Origin of the sequence: Frigidibacter sp. MR17.14, from assembly GCF_037095735.1 — a bacterium.
Lineage (GTDB): Bacteria > Pseudomonadota > Alphaproteobacteria > Rhodobacterales > Rhodobacteraceae > Frigidibacter.
The window spans coordinates 96,061-112,774 of record NZ_JBAWKD010000006.1; the positions used below are offsets into that span (position 1 = coordinate 96,061).

At 69.5% G+C, this 16,714-nt stretch carries 16 protein-coding genes; 5 read left to right on the plus strand and 11 right to left on the minus strand.

The window, feature by feature from the left end:
- The first annotated feature begins 100 nt into the window (after positions 1–100).
- Both V8J36_RS15800 and ptsP read left to right on the plus strand, forming a co-directional pair.
- A complete protein-coding gene (locus V8J36_RS15800) occupies positions 101–1,363 on the plus strand; it encodes an aspartate kinase (protein ID WP_336468277.1) in 1,263 nt (420 codons plus the stop codon).
- Positions 1,364–1,379: 16 nt separating this feature from the next.
- Positions 1,380–3,659, plus strand: a complete 2,280-nt coding sequence (gene ptsP / locus V8J36_RS15805; protein WP_336468278.1) for a phosphoenolpyruvate--protein phosphotransferase — start codon at positions 1,380–1,382, stop codon at positions 3,657–3,659.
- Positions 3,660–3,710: 51 nt separating this feature from the next.
- Here ptsP and V8J36_RS15810 read toward each other — a convergent pair whose 3' ends face one another.
- Positions 3,711–4,595 carry an AraC family transcriptional regulator gene (locus V8J36_RS15810; protein ID WP_336468279.1) on the minus strand — a complete coding sequence of 295 codons (885 nt, stop codon included), beginning with the start codon at positions 4,593–4,595 and terminating at the stop codon, positions 3,711–3,713.
- Between the two features lie 163 nt (positions 4,596–4,758).
- On the opposite strand from V8J36_RS15810, the gene V8J36_RS15815 reads away from it, so the two are divergent.
- Positions 4,759–5,523 carry an SDR family NAD(P)-dependent oxidoreductase gene (locus tag V8J36_RS15815; protein ID WP_336468280.1) on the plus strand — a complete coding sequence of 255 codons (765 nt, stop codon included), beginning with the start codon at positions 4,759–4,761 and terminating at the stop codon, positions 5,521–5,523.
- Positions 5,524–5,570: 47 nt separating this feature from the next.
- Here V8J36_RS15815 and V8J36_RS15820 read toward each other — a convergent pair whose 3' ends face one another.
- The 3 genes from V8J36_RS15820 to V8J36_RS15830 form a co-directional block, all read right to left on the minus strand.
- Positions 5,571–6,131 carry a type 1 glutamine amidotransferase domain-containing protein gene (locus V8J36_RS15820; protein WP_336468281.1) on the minus strand — a complete coding sequence of 187 codons (561 nt, stop codon included), beginning with the start codon at positions 6,129–6,131 and terminating at the stop codon, positions 5,571–5,573.
- A gap of 101 nt (positions 6,132–6,232) precedes the next feature.
- Positions 6,233–7,006: an EcsC family protein gene (locus V8J36_RS15825; protein ID WP_336468282.1), complete on the minus strand. Its 774-nt coding sequence runs from the start codon at positions 7,004–7,006 to the stop codon at positions 6,233–6,235.
- A gap of 90 nt (positions 7,007–7,096) precedes the next feature.
- Complete coding sequence (locus V8J36_RS15830) at positions 7,097–7,609, minus strand: GNAT family N-acetyltransferase (protein ID WP_336468283.1); 513 nt, start codon at positions 7,607–7,609, stop codon at positions 7,097–7,099.
- A 132-nt stretch (positions 7,610–7,741) separates the two neighbouring features.
- Here V8J36_RS15830 and V8J36_RS15835 point away from each other — a divergent pair, with 132 nt between their 5' ends.
- Positions 7,742–8,326, plus strand: a complete 585-nt coding sequence (locus V8J36_RS15835) for a flavin reductase family protein (protein WP_336468284.1) — start codon at positions 7,742–7,744, stop codon at positions 8,324–8,326.
- On the opposite strand, the gene V8J36_RS15840 is transcribed toward V8J36_RS15835, so the two are convergent.
- On the minus strand, positions 8,323–9,207 hold the full coding sequence (locus V8J36_RS15840) for a DMT family transporter (protein ID WP_336468285.1): 885 nt from the start codon (positions 9,205–9,207) through the stop codon (positions 8,323–8,325). The genes V8J36_RS15835 and V8J36_RS15840 overlap by 4 nt on opposite strands.
- 130 nt (positions 9,208–9,337) lie before the next feature.
- On the opposite strand from V8J36_RS15840, the gene V8J36_RS15845 reads away from it, so the two are divergent.
- Positions 9,338–10,219, plus strand: a complete 882-nt coding sequence (locus V8J36_RS15845) for an S-methyl-5'-thioadenosine phosphorylase (RefSeq protein WP_336468286.1) — start codon at positions 9,338–9,340, stop codon at positions 10,217–10,219.
- A gap of 72 nt (positions 10,220–10,291) precedes the next feature.
- Here the strand turns inward: V8J36_RS15845 and V8J36_RS15850 are convergent, their stop codons facing one another.
- The 6 genes from V8J36_RS15850 to V8J36_RS15875 all read right to left on the minus strand — a co-directional run bounded on the left by V8J36_RS15850 (position 10,292) and on the right by V8J36_RS15875 (position 16,642).
- Positions 10,292–11,701 (minus strand): FAD-binding oxidoreductase, encoded by a 1,410-nt coding sequence (locus V8J36_RS15850; RefSeq protein ID WP_336468287.1) that lies wholly within the window; start codon positions 11,699–11,701, stop codon positions 10,292–10,294.
- A gap of 51 nt (positions 11,702–11,752) precedes the next feature.
- The gene (locus V8J36_RS15855; RefSeq protein WP_336468288.1) at positions 11,753–12,610 is read right to left on the minus strand and encodes an MBL fold metallo-hydrolase; all 858 of its coding nucleotides are present in this window, start codon (positions 12,608–12,610) and stop codon (positions 11,753–11,755) included.
- A gap of 116 nt (positions 12,611–12,726) precedes the next feature.
- Positions 12,727–13,311: a GNAT family N-acetyltransferase gene (locus tag V8J36_RS15860; protein WP_336468289.1), complete on the minus strand. Its 585-nt coding sequence runs from the start codon at positions 13,309–13,311 to the stop codon at positions 12,727–12,729.
- Positions 13,311–14,570, minus strand: coding sequence for a M16 family metallopeptidase (locus V8J36_RS15865; protein WP_336468290.1), 1,260 nt, complete (start codon positions 14,568–14,570; stop codon positions 13,311–13,313). The genes V8J36_RS15860 and V8J36_RS15865 overlap by 1 nt, the downstream gene beginning before the upstream one ends.
- Entirely contained in the window at positions 14,567–15,958 is a 1,392-nt protein-coding gene (gene thrC, locus V8J36_RS15870; RefSeq protein WP_336468291.1) for a threonine synthase, read from the minus strand. The genes V8J36_RS15865 and thrC overlap by 4 nt, the downstream gene beginning before the upstream one ends.
- Positions 15,959–15,967: 9 nt before the next feature.
- Positions 15,968–16,642, minus strand: a complete 675-nt coding sequence (locus V8J36_RS15875; RefSeq protein WP_336468292.1) for an SURF1 family protein — start codon at positions 16,640–16,642, stop codon at positions 15,968–15,970.
- Positions 16,643–16,714 lie beyond the last annotated feature (72 nt).

Sequence of the window (16,714 nt, forward strand, 5' to 3'; positions counted from 1 at the left end):
CCCGTCATGGCCCTTGCATGACGCCCCCCCCGCCGCTAGGAAGCCCACGGTTTTTCAGGCGGACCCGCGCAGGCGGCCGCCCGGCGAAGGGGGGCCTAAGATGCCGCTTCTGGTGATGAAATTCGGCGGCACCTCGGTCGCCGATCTCGCGCGGATCAAGAACGCCGCCGAGAAGGTCAAGCGCGAGGTCGAGCGCGGCTATGACGTGATCGTCATCGTCTCGGCGATGTCGGGCAAGACCAACGAGCTCGTGGGCTGGGTCGAGCAGACCTCGCCGCTGTTCGACGCGCGCGAATATGACGCCGTGGTCGCCTCGGGCGAGAACGTCACCGCCGGCCTCATGGCGCTCACCCTGCAGGAAATGGACGTCCCCGCCCGCAGCTGGCAGGGCTGGCAGGTGCCGATCAACACCACCTCGGCGCATTCGGCCGCGCGCTTCGTCTCGATCCCGCGCACCAACATCGACACGAAATTCGCCGAGGGCATGAAGGTCGCCGTGGTCGCGGGCTTCCAGGGTCTGTCGCCCGAGGGCCGGATCACCACGCTGGGCCGCGGCGGGTCGGACACGACCGCGGTGGCCTTCGCCGCCGCCTTCGAAGCCGAGCGCTGCGACATCTACACCGATGTCGACGGCATCTACACCACCGACCCGCGGATCTCGTCCAAGGCCCGCAAGCTCGACAAGATCGCCTTCGAAGAGATGCTCGAACTGGCCTCGCTGGGGGCCAAGGTCCTGCAGACCCGCTCGGTCGAGCTGGCGATGCGCTACAATGTCCGTCTTCGGGTCCTTTCGAGCTTCGAAGATACTGACGAAAATTCCGGCACGCTGGTCTGCGCCGAGGAGGATATCATGGAATCGAAAGTCGTCTCCGGTGTCGCCTACTCGCGCGACGAAGCGAAGATCACCCTCTTCACCATCGAGGACCGCCCCGGCATCGCCAGCGCGATCTTCGGCACGCTGGCCGAGGCCGGCGTCAACGTCGACATGATCGTGCAGAACATCTCGGAAAAGGACTATGACGAGGCCTTCCCGGGCTCCGTCACCGACATGACCTTCTCGCTGCCGACGAATCAGGTCGCCCGCGCCAAGAAGGCGATCGACGACGCCTATGCGAAGGGTCTCCTGAAATACGAAGAGCTGATCATCGACGAAGACGTCGCCAAGGTCTCGGTCGTGGGCATCGGCATGCGCAGCCACGCCGGCGTCGCTGCGCGCATGTTCGAGGCACTTTCGAAGGAAGGCATCAACATCAAGGTCATCGCGACGTCCGAGATCAAGATTTCGGTGCTGATCGACCGGAAATACATGGAACTCGCCGTGCAGGCGCTCCATGATGCCTTCGAACTCGAGAAGGCGGCCTGACACAGCCGGGGCGGGCATGGAAGCAGCGCGGGACCAGACGACACCATCCGTCTCCGATCGCGAGGACCGGGAGAGCCGCAAGCTGCTGTCCCGGTTGCGCGACACGCTGGCCACCCCTGCCAAGGGTCAGGAGCGGCTTGACCGGATCACCCATCTGATTGCGGATTCGATGGGGACCGAGGTCTGCTCGATCTACCTGTTCCGCGACCCGACCACGCTCGAGCTTTGCGCGACCGAGGGCCTGAAACCCGAGGCCGTTCACCAGACCCGGATGAAGCTGGGCGAAGGTCTTGTCGGCCGCGTCGCCAAGACCTCGACCCCGGTGAACACCGGCGACGCGCCCTCGGAAAAGGGCTTCCGCTACATGCCCGAGACGGGGGAAGAGATCTTTTCCTCCTTCCTCGGCGTGCCGATCCAGCGGCTGGGCGAGAAGCTGGGCGTGCTGGTCGTGCAGTCGAAGGCCAAGCGCCAGTTCTCGGATGACGAGGTCTATGCGCTGGAAGTCGTGGCCATGGTGCTGGCCGAGATGACCGAGCTTGGCGCCTTCGTCGGCGATGACGAGGCGATGGCCGCGCTGCACAAGCACCCGGTGCTGTTCCGCGGCCTGATGGGCCAGGAGGGCGCCTGCGAGGGCCGCGTCTGGCTGCACGAGCCGCGCGTCGTCGTCGCGAACCCGGTCGGCGACGACCCCGAGACCGAAAAGGCCCGGCTCAACGCCGCGGTCGAGGATCTGCGCGGCTCGGTCGACGCGATGCTGGCGGGCGGCGAGATCGCCGACAAGGCCCAGCAGGAGATCCTCGAGGCCTACCGCATGTTCGCCAACTCGCGCGGCTGGCTGAAACGGATGGAAGAGGACATCGACCGCGGGCTTTCGGCCGAGGCGGCGGTGGAAAAGGAACAGTCCGCGACCCGCGCCCGGATGGAGCAGGTTCCCGACCCCTACCTGCGCGAGCGGATGCAGGATCTGGACGACCTGTCGAACCGGCTGCTGCGCATCCTGACCGGCCAGGGCAACGACACCGGCGCAGAGATGCCGGAAAACCCGGTGCTGGTCGCGCGCAACATCGGCCCCGGCGACCTGCTGGAATACGGCCGCAAGCTGAAGGGCGTGGTGCTGGAGGAAGGCTCGGTCGGCAGCCATGCCGCCGTCGTCGCCCGCGCGCTGGTGATCCCGCTGGTGATCCAGGCCAGCCGCATCACCACCGAGGCGCTGAACGGCGACCCGATCCTTGTCGATGGCGATCAGGGCGTGGTGCACCTGCGCCCCGAGGACAGCGTCGCCGCCGCGTTCCGCGACAAGATCGCGATGGCCGCCGCCGCGCAGACCCGTTACGCGTCCCTGCGCGAACTGCCCGCGGTCGCGACCTGCGGCACGCGCGTCGGGCTGCACATGAACGCGGGCCTCATGGCCGACCTTCCCTCGCTGAAGGGTTCGGGCGCCGAGGGCGTGGGCCTGTTCCGCACGGAACTGCAGTTCCTGATCCGCAACCGCGTGCCCCAGCGGGGCGAGCTTGCGCAGCTTTACGCCCGCGTCCTGCAGGCGGCGGATGGCAAGCGCGTGGTGTTCCGCACGCTCGACATCGGCTCGGACAAGGTCCTGCCCTACATGAAGCCGCAGGACGAACCGAACCCGGCGATGGGCTGGCGCGCGATCCGCGTCGGTCTCGACAAGCCCGGCGTGATGCGGATGCAGCTGCAGGCACTGCTGCGCGCCGCGGCGGGGCGTCCGCTGACGGTGATGTTCCCCTTCATCGCGCAGGCCAGCGAGTTCTTCGAGGCGCGGCAGGCGCTGCTCGACGAAGTCGAGCGCGAGCGCAAGATCGGCCACGCCCTGCCCTTCAAGCTGGAAATCGGCGCGATGCTGGAGACGCCCAGCCTTGCCTTCGCGCCGAAGTCCTTCTTCGAGACCGCCGATTTCATCTCGATCGGCGGCAATGACCTCAAGCAGTTCTTCTTCGCCGCTGACCGCGAGAACGAGCGCGTGCGCCGGCGCTACGACACGCTGGACGTGAGCTTCCTGAGCTTCCTCGGCCAGATCGTCGAGCGCTGCCACGAGGCGCACACACCGCTCAGCTTCTGCGGCGAGGATGCCGGCCGCCCCGTCGAGGCCCTGTGCTTCGCCGCCATGGGCCTGCGCACCCTGTCGATGCGGCCAGCCTCGATCGGGCCGGTCAAGCATCTGATCCGCAAGGTGTCCCTGCGGGATCTCCGCGCGGTGATCGACGAGGCGATGGCTTCGGGCGTGCAGTCGGTGCGCCCCGCGGTGATGGAATGGCTGGCGCGTCAGCCCGTCTGACGCCCGAACCGTCTGACGCCTGAACCGTCTGGGATTTGAATGCTCGGGGGCTCAGACCGCGGCCTGCGCGCGGGGCAGGTCGCGCATCGGCGGATGGCCGAACATGCGGGCATACTCGCGGCTGAACTGGGTGGGGCTCTCATAGCCCACCTCGAAGGCCGCCTGCGCCACCCCGTGCCGGCCTGCGCCCAGCAGCCTGCGCGCCTCGGTCAGGCGCAACTGCTTCTGGAACTGCAGCGGCGTCACCGAGGTCAGCGCCCGGAAGCTTTCGTGGAACCGCGTCAGGCTCATCCCCGCGATCCGCGCGAGATCGCCCACCGCATGGGTCTGCCCCGGCGCGCGGCGGATCGCCTCGACCGCGCGCGAGATCCGCTCGCCCTGTCCCTCCGGCCGCGCCAGACGCCGCAGCGTCGCGCCCTGCGGACCGGCCAGAAGGCGATAGTGGATCTCTTCGGTCGCATGGGGGGCCAGCACCGGCAGCGCCTGCGGCTCTTCCGTCAGGGCCCAGAGCCGCGCGAAGGCCGCGACCAGCGCGGGCTCGGCCGGGCCGGCGGTCACCGGCAGTTCGGTCGAGGTCTCGGGCAGCGCCGGCATCCGCGCGGCGAGGTCGCGCAACAGCGCCCGGTCGAGCGCCAGCGCGAGGCCCAGATAGGGCGCCTGCGGCCCGGCCTCGACCACGCGGCTCGTCACCGGCAGATCGAACGAGGCGACAAGCGCTTGCCCTGACCGCAACGTCACCTCGGCCCCGGGCAGGAAGATCCGCTTGGCGCCCTGCAGGATCAGGCAGACCAGCGGTTCGTAAACCACATGGCGCATCGGCCCCGGCATCTGCGCCCGCATCAGCGACAGGCCGGGCGCGCCCAGGGCGTGCGGATCCTCACCGATCGCATGATCGGCAGCATATCCGGCAGCACGGCGGGCAAGATCGGCAAGCATCGGCACCTCCATCGGGTCTGAGACGAAGCTAGCCCCCGCATGCAACGCAGGCAACGCGCCCTGCGCAGATCTGCAGGATCGGGCAGGCGATGCGGAGGATCGGGCAGCCCCTGCGCCACCACGGCTGCTAGATCAAGTTCAGCAGATGACACAGGAGCCTGCCATGACCCCTTCCCCCACCCCGCTTGCGCTCGTCACCGGATCGAGCCGCGGCCTCGGCCGCTCGATGGCCATCCACCTCGCCCGCCGCGGCGCCGATGTGATCGTCACCTACCAGGGCAATGCCGAGGCCGCCGCCGAGGTCGTCGAGGCGATCCACGCCGAAGGTCGCAAGGCCGTGGCCCTCAGGCTCGACACCGGCGCTGTCGCGGGCTTCCCGGCCTTCAAGGTCTCGGTGATCGAGGCGATGGCCGCGATGGGCCACGACAAGCTCGACTATCTCGTGAACAACGCGGGCTTCGGCGTCCACGCGACCTTCGAAGACACGACCGAGGCGCAGTTCGATGCGCTGGTCAACGTCCATGTGAAGGGCGTCTTCTTCCTGACCCAGGCGCTGCTGCCGCTGATCGCGGACGGCGGCCGGATCGTGATGCTATCTTCGGGCCTGACCCGGCTGACCCTGCCCTGGTACCCGGCCTACGGGATGATGAAGGGCGCGGTGGAACAGCTGACGCGCTACCTTGCCAAGGTGCTGGGCGCGCGGCGCATCACCGTGAACACCGTGGCCCCCGGCGCGATCGAGACCGATTTCGCCGGCGGCGTCGTGCGCGACAACGCGCAGATGAACGCGCAGATCGCCTCGATCACCGCCATGGGCCGGGTCGGTCTGCCCGATGACATCGGCGCCGCCGTGGCCGATCTGCTGACCGGCCAGTTCGGCTGGGTGACCGGCCAGCGGATCGAGGTTTCGGGCGGTCAGGGGATCTGAGACGCGAAAGGGCCGCTCCTGCCGGAGCGGCCCGTCCTGTCCGGCGGTCAGGCGGCGCGGCGTTCGTGCCGGCCCTCGGCGACTTCCTCGGCGATCTTCGCCACGAAGGCCTTCAGATCGCCCGGGTTGCGGCTGGTGACCAGCCCCTGGTCGCAAACGACCTCTGCGTCGGTCCAGTCGGCGCCCGCGTTGATCATGTCGGTGCGGATCGACGGGTACGAGGTCAGCTTGCGGCCCTTGGCGATCCCGGTTTCGGCCAGCAGCCAAGGGCCGTGGCAGATCGCGGCGATCACTTTCTTCTCGGCCCAGAAGGCCTTCACCAGCGCCAGCGCCTTGTCCTCGACGCGCAGCAGATCCGGGTTGATCTGGCCGCCGGGCAACACCAGCGCGTCGTAATCGGCGCTCGAGGTGCCGTCGAGCCGCCGGTCGACCTTCACCGCGCGCCCCCAGTCCTTCTCGTCCCATCCGCGGATCTCGCCCGACTTGGGCGAGACGACATGGACGGTGGCGCCGGCCGCCTTCAGCTCGTTCAGGGGCACTTCAAGTTCGGATTGCTCGAAACCGTCGGTGGCGAGAATGGCGATGGTCTTGCCGTTCAGGGATTGCATCTTGGCCTCCGTTCACTGTTGCGATTTGCAAGACAAACGGAAAAGCCCGCCCCGGCGTTCCGGCGGCGCGCTTCACGATGTTCTGTCCGCAGCGGGCGGAACTAGCGGGCGGTCAACCTTAGCCGCAGCGCCTCGACCAGCGCCTCGCGCGGCAGGCCCGAGTCCTCGGCCAGCCTGCGCAGGCCGAACTGCACGCGGGCCATTTCCTGATAATAGCTGGTGAAGGCGAAGTTCACCGCCGCGCCCGCCACCGCCCCCAGCATCGGCACCGCCTGTGCCGCCAGCTTCTGGCCAAGCACCAGCGACAGATGCGGCGCGATGCGCGCGATCAAGGCATGCAGGCTCGAGCCGGTGATCGCCGCGCGGGCGGCGAGAAACCCGAGATCGGTGCCGTCATCCTTCGCAAGCGGCCCGGCAGAGGCGAAGACGCGGATGCAATCGAAGCGCGTGGCCTCTTCGGCGGGGTCGAAGCCATGTTCGGCCGCAATGCCTTGAATCGCGCGAAGCAGGATCGTCGTGGTCACCGGGATCTCGGCCAGCGAGGTCGCGAGCCCGCCCGAACCACCGGCGATGCCCATCGCCGTGGCCACCACGGTGTTGAGCCAGTCCGAGCGGTCCGCGACAAGGCCGCGGCTGCGGGCGGCGGCGTTGAACGAGGTCTCGAGCGCGCCACGGGTCGCGCCCTCAAGCCGGTCCTTCACCCGCTCGGGCAGCTTGTCCAAAAGCGTCTCGGCGCTGCCGCCAACCAGCCCCATCAGCTGCATCCCGATCCCGTTCGCCGCGCGATGCCGCTTCGCGAGCGCATCGAGCGCGGCCATGACGACGGGGTCGGTCACATCGGCGGGGGCGGGCACAAGCATCGTGTCTGCGGGCATTGCGGGGCCTCGTTCAGGAAACGGTCCCCCGGAATATGGGGCGCGCGGGCCGAGGTGCCAGTGGTCGGTGCCAGCCGTCGCTCAGGGTGGTCAGCGCGGGTCGCGGGCCTTTGGCGGGGGGCCGAACTTCGTCACCTCGCCGGTCACGCCCTTCCAGCTGCCGGGGATCAGCTCGCGCCCCAGCACGCGTTCGGGGTTGGTGGGCGGCGGCATGATCACGCCCCCAAGCTTCACGAAGCCGAAGCGGCGGTAATAGGGCTCGTCGCCCACGAGCAGCACCCGCTCCCAGCCCAGACGCCGCGCCTCGCCGATGCTTTCGTTGATCAGAATGCCGCCGAAGCCCTCGCCCTGATGGGTCGGGTGCACCGCGACCGGGCCCAGCAGCAGCACCCGCTGCCCGCCGACCAGCACCGGCCAGTAGCGGATCACCGCCGCCAGCGCGCCCTCGTCGCCGCGCAGGACAAGGCAAAGCTCTGCCACCTTCGGCACCCCGTCGCGCAGCCGGTAGGACGAGAGCGCCGTGCGACCCGGCGCGAAGCAGAGATCGTAAAGCGCCTCCACCTCCCACCAGTCGGCCTCGGTCTCGACCTCGAGCTGATACATGGGGCCTCCGGGTGCAGGGAGTCGCGGGCGGTTTTCTCTGGACCCGCGCCTAGCACGGGCTAGGGTTCGGTTCAAACAGATCGGGGCAAGGCGCCTTTGGCCCGAAACCCCAGCGCCGGAAGGGAAATCCCGATGTTCTACCGCCCCGCCGACGGCCACGGCCTGCCGCACAATCCCTTCAACGCGATCGTGACGCCGCGGCCCATCGGCTGGATCTCGACCCGCGGGCCCGAGGGCGACAATCTCGCGCCCTACTCTTTCTTCAACGCCACCGCCTATGTGCCGCCGCAGGTGATGTTCGCCTCGACCAACGCCAAGGATTCGCTGGCCAACCTGCGCGAAACCGGCGTCTTCGCGGTCAACATCGTCGAAGAGGCGGCGCTGCACCGGATGAACGCAAGCTCTGCCGCCCTGCCCCGCGACACCGACGAATTCGGCGTTTCCGGCACGCCGAAGGCCGAGTGCGAGACCATCGACTGCCCGCGCGTCGCCGATGCGCCCGCCGTGCTGGAATGCCGGGTGATCGAGGTGATCCGGCTTCTGGGCCGCGACAACCACCTGATCCTTGGCGAGGTCACCGGCGTCCACCTGCGCGACGACTGCCTTGTCGACGGCCGGTTCGACGTGACCCGGTTCCGCCCGGTCTCGCGGCTGGGCTACCGTGACTACGCCGTGGTGCGCGAGGTGTTCGAACTGGCGCGACCGGGCGAGGATTAAGCCCCGCGCGCGACGCGCCGGGTGCGCAGCAGCGTGTAGATCCCGGTCGCAAGGATCAGGGCCGAGCCCGCCAGCGTCATCGCGTCCGGCCGTTCGGCCAGCAGCCCCGCGCCAAGGATCATCGCGAAGATCAGCCGCGTGTAGCGGAAGGGGGTGACGACCGAGACCTCGCCCACCCGCATCGCGGTGGTCAGCGCCGAATAGGCGCCGATCCCCACGCAGATCGCCCCGGCAAGGCACAGCGCCGACAGCATCGGCGCGAGGTGCGCCCCGTCGCCGCCGTGGCCAAGACCCAGCGCCCAGGTAACGGCGCCCGTGGGCACCAGCACCGCGAAGCCGGTGAGGCCCAGCTGCGCATTGCTCAGAAGCTTCGGCGCGGCCCGGGTCGCAAGGTCGCGCGCGGCGAAGCCGAAGACCGAGACCACGGCCCAGAGCGCCCCGGTGGTGAAGCCGTCGAGCCCCGGGCGCAGGATCATCAGCACGCCCGCGAACCCGATGCCGATCGCGCTCCAGCGCCGCCAGCCGACCGTTTCGCCGAAGACCAGTGCCGCGCCCGCGACCACCACCAGCGGCGTCGCCTGCATGATCGCCGAGGCCGAACTCAGCGCCGTCGTCGCCAGCGCAAGGGTGTAGCCGAGCCGCCCTGTGACCTCGGCCAGCGCCTTCAGTCCCATCACCGGATGCAGCATCGCGGGCGAAAACAGCGTTTGGCCCGCGCGCCGCGCCAGAAGCGCGAAGCCAAGGCAGCCGCCGAGCCCGAACAGCATCAGCACCAGCCCCGCCGGCAGGCCGCGGGTGGCCAGCTTGATGAGCAGGTCCTCGATCGCGAAGCCCCCCATCGCCAGCACCATGAACAGCGATCCGCGCGCGTTGTCCTGCATCCGGGGGCTCCTTGTGGTTCCGCTGCTTAGCGCCCCGCGCGGGCGGGCGAAAGCCGCTTCCCGCCGGGCCGTGGCGTCGATAGCCTCGGCCCGGACAGTGGCACCGGTAAAGTTGGGGCACGGAGTGAAGATGAAACGCAGGCTCGGGGTGATCGGCGGATCGGGCGTCTCGCAGGTGGCGGCGCTGGAAGGCGCGCGCGAAGTGGCGGTGGACACGCCCTGGGGCGCGCCCTCGGGGCCGGTGACGGTCGGGTCCATCGGCGGGGTCGAGCTGTGCTTCCTGCAGCGTCACGGGCCGGGGCATGTGCATTCGCCAAGCTCGGTCCCCTACCGCGCGAACATCGACGCGCTGAAGCGGCTCGGCTGCACCGAGGTGCTGTCGCTCTCGGCTTGCGGCTCGTTCCGCGAAGAGATGGCGCCGGGCGATTTCGTGATCGTCGACCAGTATATCGACCGCACCTTCGCGCGCGAGAAGTCGTTCTTCGGTGCGGGCTGCGTCGCCCATGTCTCGCTCGCCGATCCGACCTGCACGCGGCTGTCTTCGCTGGCGGCAGAGGCGGCGGCGGCCGCCGGGGTCCGGGTGCATCGCGGCGGCACCTATCTGGTGATGGAGGGGCCGCAGTTCTCGACGCTCGCCGAAAGCCGGATGTACCGCGACAGCTGGGGCTGCGACGTCATCGGCATGACCAACATGCCAGAGGCCAAGCTCGCCCGCGAGGCCGAGCTTTGCTACGCCAGCGTGGCGATGATCACCGATTACGACAGCTGGCACCCCGACCACGGCGCGGTCGAGCTGTCGACGATCCTGAAGGTGCTGGGCCAGAACGCCGCCGCGGGCGGGCGGCTTGTGGCCGCACTGGCGCCCACGTTGGGGCCGGCGGCGCCCTGCCCCTGCGGCTGCGATCGCGCGCTCGACGCGGCGCTGGTGACCGCGCCCGCGCAGCGCGACCCGGCCCTGCTGGCCCGTCTCGACGCCGTTGCGGGCCGCGTGCTGGCCGAACGCCAACCCTGACCGCGTGACCTCTGACACACGCGCCAAAGCGCAGGGGGGCGCGGGGGGGGGGGCGCCTCCCCCCGACCTTCCTTACGCCAGCACGACGCCCGGATTGAGGATCCCCTTCGGATCCAGCGCCGCCTTCACCGCCCGCATCGCCACCAGCCGCCCCGGGTCGCCGTAGCGCTCCAGATCCGCGACCTTCAGCCGCCCGATGCCATGTTCGGCACTGAACGAGCCCTCCATCGCGTCGACGATGTCATGCACACGGTCCATCACGGCCCGGCGCTGGCCTTCGTACTCGGACTTGTGCCGCCCCGCCGCCGGGAAGGCGTTGAAATGCAGGTTGCCGTCGCCCAGATGCCCGAAGCAGTTCACCCGGAAATCGCCCATCTCCGCCAGCGCCGTCTGCGCCGTCCCGATGAACTCAGGGATCCGCGACAATGGCAAAGACACGTCATGCGAGCTGACCGCGCCGATCGCCCGGTTCGCCTCGGGGATATGTTCGCGGAACGCCCAGAAGGCATGGCGCTGCTCGACAGAGCTTGCGATCACCCCGTCCGTGACCAGTCCCGCCTCCATCCCGGTCTCGAAGATCATGCCCAGCATGTCGGCGGCAGCGAAGCCAGCGGGCAGGCCCAGTTCGATCAGCACCGCCCAGTCCGGGGTCCCGCGCAGGGGCGCGCGGACCTGCGGCTGGGTCTCGGCCATGAAGGCGAAGCTGGTGCCCGAGATCAGCTCGAAAGCCGAGACCATGCCGGTCGCCAGCGTCTGCGACAGCGTCAGCAGGTCGAGCGCCGCCTGCGGATCGCGCACGGTCAGCACCGCCGTCCCGGTCTCGACCGGCGGCATCACCAACTTGAGCGCAGCGGCGGTGATCACGCCCAGCGTTCCCTCTGCCCCGATCAGCAGGTCGCGGATGTCGTAGCCCGTATTGTCTTTGCGCAGCCGGCGCAGGTTGCGGATGATCGTGCCATCGGCCAGCACCGCCTCGATGCCAAGGCACAGCTCGCGCGCATTGCCCCAGCGCAGCACGTTCACGCCGCCCGCATTGGTGCCAAGGTTGCCGCCGATCGTCGCCGTGCCCTGCGCGGCAAGGCTCAGCGGGAACAGCCGCCCGGCCGAGGCCGCGGCCTCCTGCGCGGCGGCCAGCGTGGCGCCGGCCTCGATCACCAGCACGTTCTCTTCGGGATGGACCGCGCGCACCGCCGCCATCCGTTCCAGGGACAGGATCAGCGGCAGCGGACCCGCATCGGTGACCTGCCCGCCGACCAGCCCGGTGCCGCCGCCCCAGGGCACGACCCCCACGCCGGCCTCGTGGCAGGCGGCAAGGATCACCGAGACCTCCTCGACCGTCCGCGGGCGCGCCAGCGGCCCGGGGCGGCCCTTCACGCGGCCGCGCGGTTCCTCGAGGTGGCGGGGCTCGGCCTCGGACAGCACGCCCTCGGGCAGGCGGGCGGCGAGGCTTTCCAGAAAGGCGGGCGTCACGGGTGCGGTCATCGGGGGCTCCTTCCGCCCCCGGTGAAGCACCCGCGGAAGGCGAAGGCAAGCTCAGTCGAGCCAGCGCGGCTCCAGCACCATCACGGTGGGGCGTGATGGCAGCGTGGTCAGCGAGACCTCGACCGAGCTTTCGCCGGGCCGCATGATCGCGAATTCGCTCGAGGACAGCCCGTCGAGGAAACGTTGCAGCGTGCCCTCGCCGAACCAGTGCATCGGCAGGATCAGCGACGAGCGCAGCCGCGCCAGCACCCGCGTCATCGTCTCGGTGTCCATCGTGTAGCCGCCGTCGACCGGCACCATCACCACGTCCATCCGGCCCAGAAGCGCGTATTGCTGCGGTGTCGGCTCGTGATGCAGGTGGCCCAGATGCCCGATGCAGAGCCCGGCCGCCTCGAAGACGAAGATCGAATTGCCATTGGCCCGCGTTCCCCCGCCCCAGTCGCGGGTGTCGGTCGAGACGTTGCGCACCAGCATCCCGCCCAGATCGAGCGCATGGGCCGGCACCGCGCCGTCGATCGCCCAGCCCTCGAGCACGTTGGGGATCCGCGGATCGGGTCGCGCGGTCCAGTGGGTGGAATGCGAATTGTTCATCGTCACCACGTCGGGCACCGGGTCGGCAGGGCCCAGCGTGCCGGTGTAATCGGTCGCGGCCAGCAGGCCCGCGGTCTCTATCGCGTAGGTCGCGTGGTGGACGTAGCTCAGGCGCACCGTATCCTCGGCCAGTGCATCGCCGTAGCCCGCGCGCCAGACCCGTGCACCGGGGGTGGCATCGGCCAGCGCCACGCAATGGCTGGGGATGCGGCCCGGCGCCTCGGGCGCTGCGGGGGCGGAGGGCGTGGGGAACTGCACCTGCGCCGCTGCGGCGGCGGGGATCAGGGCCAGAAGCAGCGCGAGACGGGTCCGGGGCATGGCGGCACCTCCTGCCCGAAAGGCTGCCTGTCAAGGCGCCACCCGTCACGCGGTTTCCCCTGCGTCACGACCGTCTCGCGCAAGCGTGAACCGCTCTGCCCGATCGCGCGGCAGGCTCAGCCGATGTCGGTCTTGCCGCGCCGGTCCGAGCGAAGGTTCGAATAAAGGACATGGTTGCGCCAGCGCCCGTTGATCTGCAGGTAGCTTTGCGCGACGCCCTCGTATTTGAAGCCCGCGCGTTCGAGCACCCCGCGCGAGGCGGCGTTTTCCGGCAGGCAGGCGGCCTCGATCCGGCTGAGGTCAAGGCGCATGAAGGCGTGGTGCACCACCGCCCGGATCGCCTCGCGCATGTAGCCCTTCCGGGCATGGGGCTCGCCCACCCAGTAGCCCAGCGTCCCCGATTGCGCAGGGCCGCGGCGGATGTTGTCGAGCGTGATCGCCCCCACCAGCGTGCCGGTGTCGCGCGCGATCAGGAACATCGGCAGGGCCGAGCCCTGCGCCTCGGCCCGCGCCGCCCAATAGACACGGTGGGTGAAGGCGCGGCGCGACAGGTGATCCTCGGCCCAGGCGGGCTCCCAGGGCTTCAGGAAGGCCTCGCTCTGGCTGCGCAGCGAGGTCCAGGCGCGGAAGTCCGAATGCTGCGGCAGGCGCAGCGTCAGGCGCTCCGTCTCGATCCTGACCTTCCTGCGGCGCGCGAGCATCAGGCGGCGAGCGCCTCGCGCAGGGCGGCGAGTTCCGGCGCCCGTTCGGCCCGACCGTACAGCGCCAGCGCCGAGCCCGCGCCCAGCATCCGGCCCGCGTAGTCCAGCACCGCGCGGCGGTCGACGGCGTCGATCTTGGCCGCGGCCTCGTCCACACCCGGCACCCGGCCCCAGATCGACAGCATCCGCGCCATCCGCTCGGCCCGGGCCGAGGGGCTTTCCAGCCCCATCAGCATCCCGGCCTTCATCTGCGCGCGGGCACGGGCGATCTCGGCCTCGGTCATGTCGTCGGCGGCGCGGCGCAGCTCGTCGATGGTCAGGCCCGCCAACTCGCCGATCTCCTCGGCCGAGGTGCCGGCGTAGATCGTCAGCATGCCCGTGTCCTCATGCGCCGAGGACTGGGCGAAGATCGAATAGCACAGCCCCCGCTCTTCGCGGATCTTCTGGAACAGGCGCGAGGACATGCCGCCGCCCAGTGCCGTCGAATAGACCTGCGCGGTATAGACGTCGTCGCTGCGATAGCCCGGCGCCTCGAAGGCCAGCGCGAAATGAACCTGCTCGAGGTCCTTCAGTTCGCGCCGCTCATGCCCGCGCCAGAGCGCGGGCTGCACCGCGGCCTGCGGGCGCGATTTCAGCGCGCCGAAGGTCTCTTCCGCCAGCCGCACCAGCCGGTCGTGATCGACGGCCCCGGCGGCCGACAGGATCAGCTGCTCGGGCCCGTAATGTTCGCGCACGAAGCCTTCGAAATCGCCGCGCTGGAAGGCCTGCACCCGCTCTGCCGGGCCGAGGATCGTGCGCCCGATCGCTTGGTCGGGATAGGCCGCTTCCTGAAGCCAGTCGAAGATGATGTCGTCGGGCGTATCCAGCGCCTGGCCGATCTCCTGCAGGATCACGCCGCGCTCGACCTCGATCTCGCGCGCGTCGAAGGCCGGGTTCAGCACGATGTCGGAAATCACGTCGACCGCCAGCGGCACGTCATCGGCCAGCACGCGGGCATAGAATGCCGTCATCTCGCGCGAGGTATAGGCGTTGATGTAGCCGCCGACATCCTCGATCTCTTCAGCGATCTGCAGGGCGCTGCGCCGCTTGGTGCCCTTGAACGCCATGTGTTCAAGGAAATGCGCGATCCCGTTCTGCTCGGGGCGCTCGTGGCGTCCGCCCGCATCCACCCAGACCCCGACCGAGGCCGAGGCAAGGCCGGGCATCGTTTCGGAAACGATGCGGAAGCCATTGGGAAGAGTGGTCAATCGGACAGTCAACGGGCACGCCTTTCGTGAACCAGCGCCTCGAGCGCGGCAAGATCGTTTGTGGAGCGCGTCACCCGCTCGGCCCGGTCGAACAGGTCGGCCATGCGGGCGGGCAGCGCGGGACGGCGGCCGGTGGCGGCCTCCACGGCATCGGGGAACTTCGCCGGATGCGCGGTGGCCAGCGTCACCATCGGCGCTTCGGGGCGAATATGGGACTTCGCGACGAAAACGCCAACCGCCGAGTGCGGGCAGAGCAATTCGCCGGTCTCGGCCAGCGTCGCCGCGATCTCGGCCGAGGTTTCCGCTTCCGAGGCGCGGCCCGAGGCGAAGGTCGCGCGCAGCGTTTCCAGCGCGCCTTGGCTGATCGCGAAGCCGCCCGCGGTCTTCAGTTCGTCCATCAGCTGCGCGACCGGCGCGCCGTCGCGGCCATAGGCGTCGAAGAGCGCGCGCTCGAAGTTCGACGAGACCTGGATGTCCATCGAGGGGCTGATCGAAGGTTCGACCCCGGTGGTCTGGTAGCGCCCGCCGGTCATCGCACGGTGCAGGATGTCGTTCTGGTTGGTGGCGATCACCAGCTTGCCAATCGGCAACCCCATACGCTTTGCGATAAATCCTGCGTAAATGTCGCCGAAGTTGCCGGTCGGCACGGTGAAGTCGACCTCGCGCGCGGGCGCGCCCAGCGCCACTGCGGCGGTGAAGTAGTAGACGACCTGCGCCAGCACCCGGGCCCAGTTGATCGAGTTGACGCCCGCCAGCCCCACCTCGTCGCGGAAGGCGAAGTCGTTGAACATGTCCTTCAGCCGCGCCTGGCAATCGTCGAAATCGCCGTCGAGGGCGACGGCATGGACGTTGGCCTCGGCCGGCGTGGTCATCTGCCGGCGCTGCACCTCGGACACCCGGCCATGCGGGTAAAGGATCACCACGTCGACGGCGTCGAGCCCCTTGAAGGCCTCGATCGCGGCCGAGCCTGTGTCTCCGGACGTCGCGCCGACGATGGTGACGCGCTTGCCCTCTTTCGCGAGCGCGATCTGGAACAGCTGACCGATCAGCTGCATCGCGAAGTCCTTGAAGGCCAGCGTCGGGCCGTGGAACAGCTCGCACAGGAAATGGCCGGGGGCGAGCTGCTTCAGGGGCGCGCGCGCCGGATGCTCGAACCCCGCATAGGCCGCGGCGATCGCCGCCTGCAGTTCCGCGTCGGTGAAGGTGTCGCCGGTGAAGGAGCGCATCACTCGGAAGGCGGCCTCTTCGTAGGGTAGACCCGCCAGCGCCGCGATCTCGGCCGGCGTCAGGGTCGGGATCGTTTCGGGGACATACAGACCGCCGTCACGGGCGAGGCCGGTCAGCATCGCCTCGCCGAAGCTGAGGGAGGGGGCTTTGCCGCGGGTCGAGATATAGCGCATGGTCGGTCCTCACATCGTCCGCCGCCTGATACGCCACAGCAGGTAGACTGTCATCCCCGCCCAGACGGCGGCGAGGGAAAACCAGGTGATGGCGTAGTTCAGGTGGTCGTTTGGTATGCCCAAGGTGGTGACGGGCACCGGTGTCACCCCCTGCCCCTCGCCCGTGACCTCGCGTGCGACGACCAGGACCGGCTCGGTTCCCAGTGCCGCGGCCATGGCCGGGACATCGCGGGCGAACCAGATGTTGCGGCCCAGATCCGGCTCGGGCGTCGACGAGGTCTTCTCGTCGGGCCAGTGCAGCGTGCCCAGCACCGTCAGCTGCACCGGCGGCCGGGGGGCCTCCTTCGCCGCCTCGGCCACGAAGCCGCGGTCGAGCAGCACGGTGCGCCCGCCGGTCTCGAAGGGAGTGATAATCTCGTAGCCCGCGCCTTCGCCCTTCACGCCGGTCAGCATGTGGATCTCGCGCGCGCCGGTCGTGCCCTGCAGCCGGACGGGCTGGTACTTTGCCGCCTCGCTGGTCTGAGCGGCGGGGGGAAGATGCCCCGGCTGGGCCGCCATCTGTGCCTCGATCCGCTCGAGCACCGCGGTCTTCCACTCGAGCCGGCGCAGTTGCCAGAGCCCGAGCTCGACCAGGATCGCGCAGCCGAGGCAGCCGAGGATCAGCGGAAAGAGGTATCGACGCATCGGCAGTCCAGGGCGCACGGAACGAAAGGGGCGCCAGAGCGCGGGGGGGCGCGGGGGGGGGGGGGGGGAGCC

Excerpts from the sequence above, each read along its gene's own strand:
- V8J36_RS15800 (WP_336468277.1), top strand. The coding sequence starts at position 101 with ATGCCGCTTCTGGTGATGAAATTCGGCGGCACCTCGGTCGCCGATCTC.
- ptsP (WP_336468278.1), top strand. The coding sequence starts at position 1,380 with ATGGAAGCAGCGCGGGACCAGACGACACCATCCGTCTCCGATCGCGAG.
- V8J36_RS15810 (WP_336468279.1), bottom strand. The coding sequence starts at position 4,595 with ATGCTTGCCGATCTTGCCCGCCGTGCTGCCGGATATGCTGCCGATCAT.
- V8J36_RS15815 (WP_336468280.1), top strand. The coding sequence starts at position 4,759 with ATGACCCCTTCCCCCACCCCGCTTGCGCTCGTCACCGGATCGAGCCGC.
- V8J36_RS15820 (WP_336468281.1), bottom strand. The coding sequence starts at position 6,131 with ATGCAATCCCTGAACGGCAAGACCATCGCCATTCTCGCCACCGACGGT.
- V8J36_RS15825 (WP_336468282.1), bottom strand. The coding sequence starts at position 7,006 with ATGCCCGCAGACACGATGCTTGTGCCCGCCCCCGCCGATGTGACCGAC.
- V8J36_RS15830 (WP_336468283.1), bottom strand. The coding sequence starts at position 7,609 with ATGTATCAGCTCGAGGTCGAGACCGAGGCCGACTGGTGGGAGGTGGAG.
- V8J36_RS15835 (WP_336468284.1), top strand. The coding sequence starts at position 7,742 with ATGTTCTACCGCCCCGCCGACGGCCACGGCCTGCCGCACAATCCCTTC.
- V8J36_RS15840 (WP_336468285.1), bottom strand. The coding sequence starts at position 9,207 with ATGCAGGACAACGCGCGCGGATCGCTGTTCATGGTGCTGGCGATGGGG.
- V8J36_RS15845 (WP_336468286.1), top strand. The coding sequence starts at position 9,338 with ATGAAACGCAGGCTCGGGGTGATCGGCGGATCGGGCGTCTCGCAGGTG.
- V8J36_RS15850 (WP_336468287.1), bottom strand. The coding sequence starts at position 11,701 with ATGACCGCACCCGTGACGCCCGCCTTTCTGGAAAGCCTCGCCGCCCGC.
- V8J36_RS15855 (WP_336468288.1), bottom strand. The coding sequence starts at position 12,610 with ATGCCCCGGACCCGTCTCGCGCTGCTTCTGGCCCTGATCCCCGCCGCC.
- V8J36_RS15860 (WP_336468289.1), bottom strand. The coding sequence starts at position 13,311 with ATGCTCGCGCGCCGCAGGAAGGTCAGGATCGAGACGGAGCGCCTGACG.
- thrC (WP_336468291.1), bottom strand. The coding sequence starts at position 15,958 with ATGCGCTATATCTCGACCCGCGGCAAAGCCCCCTCCCTCAGCTTCGGC.
- V8J36_RS15875 (WP_336468292.1), bottom strand. The coding sequence starts at position 16,642 with ATGCGTCGATACCTCTTTCCGCTGATCCTCGGCTGCCTCGGCTGCGCG.